Origin of the sequence: Mucilaginibacter sp. (assembly GCF_028288105.1) — a bacterium.
Taxonomy (GTDB): domain Bacteria; phylum Bacteroidota; class Bacteroidia; order Sphingobacteriales; family Sphingobacteriaceae; genus Mucilaginibacter.
In genome coordinates this window covers 1-10,032 of the sequence record NZ_JAQBOI010000112.1, presented here as the reverse complement: position 1 = coordinate 10,032, position 10,032 = coordinate 1, and the positions used below count along the sequence as shown (strand labels likewise).

General features: G+C 41.7%; 11 protein-coding genes. 7 read left to right on the top strand and 4 right to left on the bottom strand.

Annotation, left to right across the window (positions count from 1 at the left end; genetic code table 11):
* Nucleotides 1-119, top strand: a 119-nt coding sequence (locus JWQ85_RS08030; RefSeq protein ID WP_299466600.1) for a 50S ribosomal protein L19, incomplete at its 5' end; no start/stop codon positions are given.
* A 247-nt stretch (nucleotides 120-366) separates the two neighbouring features.
* Here the strand turns inward: JWQ85_RS08030 and JWQ85_RS08025 are convergent.
* The 3 genes from JWQ85_RS08025 to JWQ85_RS08015 form a co-directional block, all read right to left on the bottom strand.
* The gene (locus tag JWQ85_RS08025) at nucleotides 367-582 is read right to left on the bottom strand and encodes a hypothetical protein (RefSeq protein ID WP_299466595.1); all 216 of its coding nucleotides are present in this window, start codon (nucleotides 580-582) and stop codon (nucleotides 367-369) included.
* 101 nt (nucleotides 583-683) lie between these two features.
* Nucleotides 684-1,073 carry a hypothetical protein gene (locus JWQ85_RS08020; protein WP_299466592.1) on the bottom strand — a complete coding sequence of 130 codons (390 nt, stop codon included), beginning with the start codon at nucleotides 1,071-1,073 and terminating at the stop codon, nucleotides 684-686.
* Nucleotides 1,074-1,084: 11 nt separating this feature from the next.
* Nucleotides 1,085-1,657 (bottom strand): sigma-70 family RNA polymerase sigma factor, encoded by a 573-nt coding sequence (locus tag JWQ85_RS08015; RefSeq protein WP_299466589.1) that lies wholly within the window; start codon nucleotides 1,655-1,657, stop codon nucleotides 1,085-1,087.
* A 246-nt stretch (nucleotides 1,658-1,903) separates the two neighbouring features.
* Between JWQ85_RS08015 and JWQ85_RS08010 the strand changes: the two genes are divergently transcribed.
* From JWQ85_RS08010 to JWQ85_RS07985, 6 genes are all read left to right on the top strand, one after another.
* Complete coding sequence (locus JWQ85_RS08010; RefSeq protein ID WP_299466586.1) at nucleotides 1,904-2,269, top strand: CoA-binding protein; 366 nt, start codon at nucleotides 1,904-1,906, stop codon at nucleotides 2,267-2,269.
* 457 nt (nucleotides 2,270-2,726) lie between these two features.
* A complete protein-coding gene (locus JWQ85_RS08005) occupies nucleotides 2,727-3,125 on the top strand; it encodes a (deoxy)nucleoside triphosphate pyrophosphohydrolase (RefSeq protein WP_299466584.1) in 399 nt (132 codons plus the stop codon).
* On the top strand, nucleotides 3,112-6,258 hold the full coding sequence (locus tag JWQ85_RS08000) for a DEAD/DEAH box helicase (protein WP_299466581.1): 3,147 nt from the start codon (nucleotides 3,112-3,114) through the stop codon (nucleotides 6,256-6,258). The genes JWQ85_RS08005 and JWQ85_RS08000 overlap by 14 nt, the downstream gene beginning before the upstream one ends.
* A 51-nt stretch (nucleotides 6,259-6,309) precedes the next feature.
* Nucleotides 6,310-6,606: a hypothetical protein gene (locus tag JWQ85_RS07995; RefSeq protein WP_299466578.1), complete on the top strand. Its 297-nt coding sequence runs from the start codon at nucleotides 6,310-6,312 to the stop codon at nucleotides 6,604-6,606.
* A 64-nt stretch (nucleotides 6,607-6,670) separates the two neighbouring features.
* Nucleotides 6,671-7,081, top strand: a complete 411-nt coding sequence (locus JWQ85_RS07990) for a DUF4476 domain-containing protein (RefSeq protein ID WP_299466575.1) — start codon at nucleotides 6,671-6,673, stop codon at nucleotides 7,079-7,081.
* A 332-nt stretch (nucleotides 7,082-7,413) separates the two neighbouring features.
* Nucleotides 7,414-8,241, top strand: a complete 828-nt coding sequence (locus JWQ85_RS07985) for an N-acetylmuramoyl-L-alanine amidase (RefSeq protein WP_299466572.1) — start codon at nucleotides 7,414-7,416, stop codon at nucleotides 8,239-8,241.
* A gap of 125 nt (nucleotides 8,242-8,366) precedes the next feature.
* Here JWQ85_RS07985 and JWQ85_RS07980 read toward each other — a convergent pair whose 3' ends face one another.
* The gene (locus tag JWQ85_RS07980; protein ID WP_299466597.1) at nucleotides 8,367-10,025 is read right to left on the bottom strand and encodes a glutamine--tRNA ligase/YqeY domain fusion protein; all 1,659 of its coding nucleotides are present in this window, start codon (nucleotides 10,023-10,025) and stop codon (nucleotides 8,367-8,369) included.
* Nucleotides 10,026-10,032: the final 7 nt, after the last annotated feature.

Here is a 10,032-nt window from a genome sequence, read left to right as displayed (position 1 = left end):
ACTCTCCAAATATTGATAAAATAGAAGTAAACAGCGTTGGTAAAGTACGTCGCGCTAAATTGTTCTATCTGCGTGCCCTTACCGGTAAAGCAGCTCGTATCAAATCAAAAAGGGTTTAATTATCTTTCGCCTCGCGGCGGATACAATATAAAGCATACAAAGAACCTGCACTATTTAGTGCGGGTTTTTTTGTTTAGGCGAGAATTAATTAAAAAGGCGTGGTTCAATCACGGAGATCCACATAAGTAGATCGAACTAAGATAAAGTAACGATACCTAATCCCGCTAATTAGATGGTGCGAAAAAGCACGAACCCTGGGGTTTCGAGGTATATAGGACTGGGGAAGCGGCGAGACAGAGCTGCCAACTAATACGGCAACTCCTCGCAGGTGAACCCTGCTATCTGCAGCATGTGGTTGATGATTTGGGGTTCGATACCGCTGCTTACCACACGCAAAATATTGTCGCAATCTTCCAGATCAAAGTTGTATTGCCTGATCTCGGCCAGTGAAGTTAGCAGCGGGTGTATCCGGCTTACTTCCTGCGGGCTGGCAACGCTTGTTTTAAATATCAGCACATCCATAGGGGTATTGTTTTATTGTTGTAGGTGATGTAATGTTTACTAAAGTGCGAGGATTATGGAGCGAGGAGCGCACTTTGTTCATCGCACCCCGCTCCGTCCCACTATTCCTTCGTTTCTTTTTCGGCTATGGGCTCGTCTTTCCAGGCCTCTTTCCAATCTACGCCACGCTTGCCCCAGCCACAACGGCTTTTCATCTGCTCTTTAAAGCGCTCACGTTCCTCTGGCGACATACTGCTTAACCGCTCTTCCATCATGCGTTTACGGCGCATCCACGGGGCTCCTCCCCCGCCGCCTTTAGGGCCAAAGCCGAACAGGATCTTGCAGAGCACAAATATGCCCATGGCCTGCCAATAAGTAATGGTGGTAACGTGCAATACATCGGGCAGCAGGTTGTTCCAAAGCTGCATTACTACAAAGCTTACCAGCGCTAATATGGCTGCTACGCCTATGGGGATAAATATGAACCTGCGTTCATAAAATAACTTTCTCATTTTTTTTTCTTTTAATATTCTGTAATTTCTTTATACAATTGTTTAAGCCGCTTGCGCAAGTGTAGCACCGCATACCGCTTGCGCGATACCAGGGTATTAATGTTCTCGCCCGTCAGTTTTGCAATTTCCTCGAAGGGCATATCATCCAGTTCCTGCCATATAAATACCTGTCGCTGGTTTTGGGGCAGCTCGTCAAGCGCTATAAAAAGCTGCTCCCAAAATAGGTTGCGCAAGTATTGCGTTTCGGGCGTAGAAGCTTCGGCAAGCAGTATGGTATTAAAGTCGGGACCATCGTCGTCATCACCGGTAGCGGGCAGCATATCATCCAGTAAGGTTTCGGTATGTTTTTTATGCTTGTCGATAATTTTGTTTTTGGCTACCCTGTACAGCCACGCGCTGGTTTGCTCAATAGGCCCGGCATTTACCACGCTGCTAAACTGGTACCAAACATCCTGCAGAATGTCTTCGGCATCGGCATCGCTCTTAACCCGCTTGCGAATAAACCCCAACAGGCTTTTACCATACGAAGCTATTGTTTGTATGATGTGGCTGTTTTTATCCTGGGGCATTGCGGCTGCTGTCAATTTATTGCGTGTTTAAATATAAAGACGAGTGAGGCGAGAAAACATTTTAAATTATTTTTTATTTAGGAAGATAGGATTTAACCACAGAGGGAACGAAGATTTTCACAGAGGGAACGGAGCAACAAAAGGCATAAAGCTCTGTGTCCCCCCCTCTGTGATCTTTGTGGTAAAAATCACCGCCATGTAAAAAGCTACCTGCCTGCTATTAACTGCAAACCAAACACCTATCTTGCACGTTTTAACAACATGGCCGATAAAAAAACACTGATACTGGGCGCCACGCCCAATGAAAGCAGATATGCTTCACTTGCTGCCAACCGACTGGTACGCAGCGGACACACCATTGTTAACGTAGGCATTAAAACCGGCGAAGTTGCCGGCGTACCCATCGAAAAACCCGAAACCATACATACCGATATTGATACTATAACCCTGTATGTAGGTCCGCAGAAACAGGAGAGCCTGTACGATTATATTATACAAACCCACCCCAAACGCATCATATTTAACCCCGGTACCGAAAACTCCCACCTACGCCGCCTTGCCCACGAAAACGGCATAGAAACCGATTATGCCTGCACGCTGGTGCTGCTGTCTATCGGGCAGTATTAGGACATGAGTGGCTGTTCACGTTCACGCATGTGAACACGCGTGAACACTGTAACACATTGATAATAAATGATTTAATATTGGCGTGGTTCTGTCAGTATTTAAACAAAAACTTAGCAATACTCTTGTTTAAAGCTCATATACAGCACCTTATAAAAAAGCGTTTTTGTCCCACTTTTTTTGGAAATGGAACAGAGTGGAACACCATGTAAAAACGCCTTTTTTAGGTCTTTTTTCGACTTTATTTCGCCCTGTTTTGGGTGCGTGAGGGTAGCTAAAAGCCGAAGCGGATATTTATGTGTTTTAAATTTAAATAGTTGATTTATAGCCGATTGTTAGTTTAGGGCTTGTCCACTTTTTTCCGGAGTAGAACAAGATAAAACGGCAAATAAAACAAATTAAAAGTTTTTTGAGTGGAAATAAGATGGCAGATGTACATAGTAAATGTGTAAATTAGGTTGTGATTGAAGTAACATGCGCCTTAATTATAGATAGCCAAAACCGAATATTTGCGGCACAAAGAAGCAGCATAATGAGCCTGCCTTTAAAATGGGAATTCCCCGGGGGAAAGATTGAACACAATGAGACACCAGAAAATTGTCTGCTAAGAGAAATTAAAGAAGAGCTTAATATAGATATTGAAATTCTTAAGCCTTTACCTATTAACATACACGCTTATCCTTCTATAACTATTAAACTAATCCCATTCATTTGTAAGCATAGCGGAGGTGAAATTGTATTGCATGAGCATGCTGATTTTAAGTGGTTCCATTCAAATGAATTGTTAGCTTTGGATTGGGCAGATGCCGATGTCCCCATTGTTAAATCTTTCTTAAACCTTATAAATGTCAGCACTTGAGCTAGGTCTTTACGAGCAACTTATTACTAAGCTAATCAGCAATAAATTAGGCCTTTTAAGTAGCGAATCATTTTTTATTAAAAGCACCCTGCTTGATAAAGAGGAAGCATCAAGGTATTTGAGCCTTTATTTAGCAGAAACCATAAAGTTTGCCCTGAATGAAATAAAGGACGAAAATAAAACAGTTAAACAGATAGAACTTTCTAATAAAATTATTCAACTATTAATTAGTGAGCTTCCTGGCATCAACCTATCTGATAATTTGATTGATAATGAAGGTAAAATATTAGATGCTGTATTTTCTAAATTAGATTCTCCTTTTGCGGATTTTAGTGATCGAGTTAAGCAAATTACCCCATACACCCGCTTAAGCCAAAGCGAATTATTTACCGGTAATAATGTAGGTATTTCATTAGAGAGCGAAATAAAAAAGGAAATTCGCTCGGCTGACGAAATTTGTTGGCTGGTGTCATTTATCAAGTTTTCGGGAATTCGGATTTTCAAAGAAGAATTAGAAGAGTTTACAAATAGTGGTAAAAGGTTAAGAATTATAACCACTTCTTATATGGGCGCTACTGATGTAAGCGCTATTGAATTTCTTTCCAACTTAAAAAACACCGAAATAAAAATATCCTACAATTCAGAGCATGAACGATTACATGCAAAAGCCTATTTGTTTTTAAGGAACACAGGGTTTAATACTGGATATATTGGGTCCTCAAATTTATCAAGATCAGCTTTAACAAATGGCTTAGAATGGAACTTAAAGGTAACATCCAAAGAGATTAGTCATATTATCGATAAATTTAAAAAGACATTCGAAACATATTGGGTAGATAAAGATTTTGAAAGATATGAGATTGGGAAAGATAAGCGCAAACTTATTAGCGCGCTAAAGCAACAACGGTCATATGACAAAACATTAATAACTACGTTTTTCGATTTAAAGCCATTCCCATACCAAGAGGAAATTTTAGAAAAATTAAAATCTGAAAGACTTATACATAACCGCTACAAAAATCTTATAGTTGCGGCAACAGGGACAGGTAAAACAGTAATATCGGCTTTTGACTATCAAGATTTTAGAAACAGCCATCCTCGGGCTCGCTTACTATTTGTAGCACATAGAAAAGAAATCCTTGAACAAGCACAGCAAAAATTTCAGCATGTATTAAAAAATGCAAATTTTGGAGAGCTTTGGGTTGATGGTCAAGAGCCAGAAAACTACGAATTCGTATTTGCATCGGTTCAAACATTAGTTAATCAAATAGACAAACTTTCCCTCTCCTCAAATTTTTACGATTTTATCGTCATAGATGAAGTCCATCATATCGCGGCATCGAGTTATAGGCCTATTCTGGCTCAATTTACACCTCAACTACTTCTTGGCTTAACCGCTACGCCAGAACGAAGCGACGGCGAAGATATTTTAAAAGATTTTTGTGGGGTTATAGCTGCAGAAATAAGATTACCCGAAGCATTAAACAGAAAGTTACTTTCTCCTTTTCAATATTTCGCGTTAGCAGATAGTGTTGATCTATCAAAACTATCCTGGAAAAATGGCAGATATGAAATCAACGAGTTAACAAAGCTGTATACCGAAGATGACAGGCGAATTGGAGATATTTTAAACAATTGTAGTAAATATCTAACAGATATAAATGATGTAAGGGCATTAGGCTTTTGTGTAAGTATGGACCATGCTAAATATATGGCTGAGCAGTTCACGATAGCTGGGTTAAAAGCGGATTATTTAACGAGTGAAAATTCAAATAATAGAACAGAAATAAGAGAACGGTTACGGAGTAAAGAGATAAATTATTTATTTGTAAGAGACATATTTAACGAAGGTGTTGATATACCTGAAATTGATACAGTGCTATTTCTTAGGCCTACTGAAAGTTTAACCATTTTCCTTCAGCAACTTGGTAGGGGGCTTAGGCTTGCTCCCAATAAAGATTGTTTAACCGTTTTAGACTTCGTTGGTAATGCCCGCCCAGAGTATGACTTTGAACATAAATTCAGAGCACTGGTAGGTAGAACACAAACTTCAATTATTAAAGAAATTGAAGATGAGTTTCCACATTTGCCCTTGGGTTGTTCGATTGTATTAGAAAAGAAAGCCAAAGAGGTAATTCTTAAAAACATCAAAGCAGCCATTGGATTTAATAGAAGACAACTGCTCATAAAAATTCAAAATTTTAAACATCAATCGACACTCCCTTTAACGCTGGATAACTTTATTGAAATTCAACACATCGAGCTTCAACTGATTTATAAAAAGGATAGTTGGAAAAGATTATGTGCCGATGCCGAAGTAATTGAAGACTTCAATGAGCCAAACGAAAATGAGATATCAGGATGCATTAAGCGGTTATTAAGGTGTAACTCGATAAGTTATCTTAAATTTTTAAAGAACTTAATTGAAAGCCGTTTTGATGTTACATCTCTAAGCAAAGAACAAGAACTAATGTTACTAATGTTCCACTATGATGTATGGCAAAAATCTGGTCCTCAATTAGATCTTGGCTCATTAAAAGAAAGCATCAAGCAAGTTTCCAAAAACCCAGTGATGATTTCTGAACTGCTTGAGGTAGTAAATTATTTGATTTCAAAAGTCGACTTTATTGAAAAAGCGATAGATACCGACTTCTCTTTGCCTCTAAAAGTACACAGTCGGTATAATCGAAGTCAAATATTAGTAGCAACAGGGCTTCATAAATTTGATAAAGCATCATCAAATAGGGAAGGCGTTGCAGTTAACAAAGATTTGAATATTGAATCTTTATTTGTAACACTTAAGAAATCCGAAAAGGAGTACTCCCCCTCTACTTTATATGATGATTACGCCATTAACGAATACTTATTTCATTGGCAATCTCAAAATGCAACAACTCCAGAATCTAATAAAGGGTTGTCATATATAAACCACCGTACACAGGATAAAAAGATCTTGTTATTTGTTCGTGAGCAAAACGATGATGAATTTGGTTTTACTATGCCTTATGTCTTTTTAGGTGAAGTCGGTTACATAAAATCAAGCGGATCGAAGCCGATGAATATTGAGTGGCAACTTCATGAGCCTATGCCAGCTTATATCTGGAAGGAAAGTGGAAAGTTGGCAGTTGGTTAACTTCACTTATATCCGATTGACACCCCTCCCGCATCTGGCTATCTTAGCCTTATGCCAAACATCAAACTTTCCTATCTCTATCGCGATGGTGCTAATTACAAAAATCACAGTTTCATAATCCTCAATAATCCAACAAACATCGCATTAGCAGAAATAGAAACTGCAATCCGTTCAAAACTAATTGATGGCGCTTGGTTCTATGTAGATAAATGGAACTTACCAGATCTGCACTTTGGAACATGGGATAATGAAACCGACCATACATGGCACGAGTTTGATAGCATTGAATTTACAGATAAAACAGGGGCGGTCGATTTGCTGCCCTTTTTCAGAACTATTAGGGATTAACGTATCTTTTCTGTTTATCAAATTCCTCCTATATTTAATCCCAATTAATACAACACCCTAAACAATGAAACTACTAATACCCATTCTCCTCTTCTCCGCCACCATCGCGCAAGCAAAACCAATAGCTACTAAAGCCTCGCTCCCAACCATCGCCTACCAAAAGTTAAAGCACCCGGAAAAGGCCATGACCAACGAGCAGGCCAAAGCCATCCTGAAAGAAATGCAGCAACAGCGTAACGACGAAGAAAAGATAGCGGTAATAAAAGCCAAACTAACCGACAAGCAATTAGGCATCACCGTAAATCAACTGGTAACCCTGCTTAACCAATTCCTTACCGACGACTCTAAACTCGCCGTCGCCAAATACGCTTTCGAATACACCACCAACTATAAATCGTACCTGGATATCACCAATCTGTTCGCTCGCGAAGAGTATAAGGATACGTTGGAGGATTTCTATAGAAAGAATAAATAGAACCGGGATTAAGCAGATTTATAGGATTAGTAGGATTTTGAAAAGCGGGACCATATCATTTATCGAAGAGCGCGGGGCCGACAAAAACCGGGGCCGATGGGTAAAGGCATATGCGGGGAAGGATTAACACCACCGTCATCCTGAACTTGTTTCAGGATCTCACGGGACTGGTGACTACTTAGCATGAGAGTTACCGAAATAAATTCGGCATGACGGGTTGGAGGGAATGCCTATCAGGAGATTGCTTCGTACCTCGCAAAGACGTGGTGGACGATTGCGTATTCAACCCTCTTCACTATCAAGGCACAAAATTTGCTAATTTAGCATCAACTATGAAAAATCGCCTGATACTGCTATTCCTTACCGCTATTATTATCTCTGCCTGCTCAAAAAAAGTGCTGAGCCCATATGCGGCAACAAATAAAATTTATAGCGAGCATGCCGATTCACTCAGTCAGGCTTTACTGACTCAAAACCCGGCCATGCTTACCGATAGCCTGGGCAAAGCCATCCCATCCGAGTGGGTGGGCACGGTTAACTTTAACCTGCGGAAGCCCAACTATGTTATTATCCATTACACCGCGCAAGATTCGACAGGGCAAACCCTGCGGACTTTCACTTTAGTAAAACCACAGGTAAGCGCGCATTATGTAATAGGTAAAGATGGCAAGGTGGTACATATGCTTAACGATTATATGCGCGCCTGGCATGCCGGTATAAGCAAGTGGGGCAGCATCAGCGATATGAATAGCTGCTCGATAGGTATCGAGCTGGATAATAAAGGAAACGAGCCTTTCAGCACGGCGCAAATGAATAGTCTGCTTTCGCTACTGGCTAAACTAAAAAAGGACTATAATATCCCAACGGCAAATTTTATTGGTCACGGTGATATTGCCCCCGGCCGCAAACCCGATCCGGGCATCTTATTTCCATGGGAGTTACTGGCAAACAAAGGATTTGGCTATTATTCGGACATTATCATTGTACCTGCCCCTGTTAATTTCGACAGCGCTACCGCCCTGCGACTGATAGGTTACGATACCCGTAATCTCCCCGCTGCCATAGGTGCCTTTAAACGCCACTTTGTGCAACGGGAAGACTCAACGCAGCTAACCCAGTTTGATCTGGATGTTTTGTTTAATGTTTACAAAAAATATTAGAAGCCTCACCCAACCCTCTCCAAAGGAGAGGACTTAAAAAGCTTTTTGACATAAAAAAGCCCGTCTTATCCAGATGGGCTTTTAATATTATAGCCCTCTCCTTTGGAGAGGGTTGGGTGAGGCTCTTATTTCTTCACCCAGCCATCCTTCAAAGTAACAGTGCGGTTAAACACTAACTTATCCGGAGTAGAGTTTTTATCTAAAGTAAAATAACCCTTCCGCATAAACTGAACCGGTGTGCCAACCTTGGCGTTAATCAAGTCTGGTTCAACATAAACGGTTGGTAACACGTGCAGGCTGTTGGGGTTAATGTAATCCTTAAAGTCGCCGTCTTCGTTGCCCGGGTCTTCTACCTGGAACAAGCGGTCGTACAAGCGAACTTCAACACTTTTGGCATGGTCGGCACTAACCCAGTGGATGGTACCTTTCACGTTAATGCCGCTGGTATCGTTACCACTTTGCGATTCGGGGATGTACGAGCAATGAATCTCGGTAATGTTGCCGTCAGCATCTTTAACAACGCTTTCGCCTTTTATAATATAGGCGCTTTTCAGGCGCACCATCAGGCCAATACCCAACCGGAAATATTTCTTGGTAGGCTCTTCCATAAAGTCATCGCGCTCTATCCAAAGCTCGCGGCCGAACGGAAATTCGCGGCTGCCATCACCGCCCTCAACTTCGGGGTTGTTTTCCCCGTGGAAGATCTCTGTTTTTCCTTCCGGATAGTTATCAATCACCAGCTTAACCGGGTCAAGCACAGCCATACGGCGCCACGCGGTTTTGTTCAGATCCTCGCGAATGCAAAACTCCAGCAACCCAACGTCGATCATGTTTTCGCGCTTGGCCACACCAATACGCTCGCAAAACTCCCGGATACTGGCAGGTGTATAACCACGGCGGCGTAAACCACTAATGGTTGGCATCCGTGGATCATCCCATCCGTCTACATGGCCTTCCTCTACCAGTTGCAGCAGCTTGCGCTTGCTCATTACGGTATAGTTTAGGTTAAGGCGGGCAAACTCGTATTGCTTGCTCGGGAACAGCGCTAACTGCTCAATAAACCAATCGTAAAGCGGGCGGTGAGGTATAAACTCAACCGTACAAATCGAATGGGTAATTTCTTCAATAGCATCACTCTGGCCGTGTGCAAAATCGTACATCGGGTAAATACACCAGGTATCGCCGGTACGGTGATGGTGCGTGTGCTTAATGCGGTACATCAGAGGGTCGCGCAGGTGCATATTGGTCGATGCCATATCCACTTTAGCACGTAACACTTTAGCGCCATCGGGGTATTTGCCGTCCTTCATCTCGGCAAACAGCTGCAAGTTCTCTTCAACCGAACGATTGCGGTATTGGTTAGCCACACCCGGCTCTGTAGGCGTGCCTTTTTGTATGGCAATTTCTTCGGCGCTGCTATCGTCAACATAAGCAAGGCCTTGTTTTATCAGCTCAACGGCAAGGTCGTAAAGCTTATCAAAATAGTCGGACGCGTACAGCTCATTGGCCCATTCAAAGCCCAGCCATTTCACGTCCTCTTTTATGCTGTCCACATACTCTACGTCTTCCTTAACCGGGTTGGTATCGTCGAAACGCAGGTTAGTTTTACCGTTATATTTTTGTGCGAGTCCAAAGTTAAGGCATATCGCTTTCGCGTGCCCAATATGCAGGTAGCCGTTAGGCTCTGGCGGGAAACGGGTTAAAACCCTGCCGCCATTTTTACCCGCGGCAATATCGCCCTCAACAATTTCCTCTATAAAATTCAGTGATCTTTCTTCGCTCATGGTTGTT

Coding starts and splice junctions, on each gene's coding strand:
- JWQ85_RS08025 (WP_299466595.1), bottom strand. CDS start 582: ATGGATGTGCTGATATTTAAAACAAGCGTTGCCAGCCCGCAGGAAGTA.
- JWQ85_RS08020 (WP_299466592.1), bottom strand. CDS start 1,073: ATGAGAAAGTTATTTTATGAACGCAGGTTCATATTTATCCCCATAGGC.
- JWQ85_RS08010 (WP_299466586.1), top strand. CDS start 1,904: ATGGCCGATAAAAAAACACTGATACTGGGCGCCACGCCCAATGAAAGC.
- JWQ85_RS08000 (WP_299466581.1), top strand. CDS start 3,112: ATGTCAGCACTTGAGCTAGGTCTTTACGAGCAACTTATTACTAAGCTA.
- JWQ85_RS07995 (WP_299466578.1), top strand. CDS start 6,310: ATGCCAAACATCAAACTTTCCTATCTCTATCGCGATGGTGCTAATTAC.
- JWQ85_RS07990 (WP_299466575.1), top strand. CDS start 6,671: ATGAAACTACTAATACCCATTCTCCTCTTCTCCGCCACCATCGCGCAA.
- JWQ85_RS07985 (WP_299466572.1), top strand. CDS start 7,414: ATGAAAAATCGCCTGATACTGCTATTCCTTACCGCTATTATTATCTCT.
- JWQ85_RS07980 (WP_299466597.1), bottom strand. CDS start 10,025: ATGAGCGAAGAAAGATCACTGAATTTTATAGAGGAAATTGTTGAGGGC.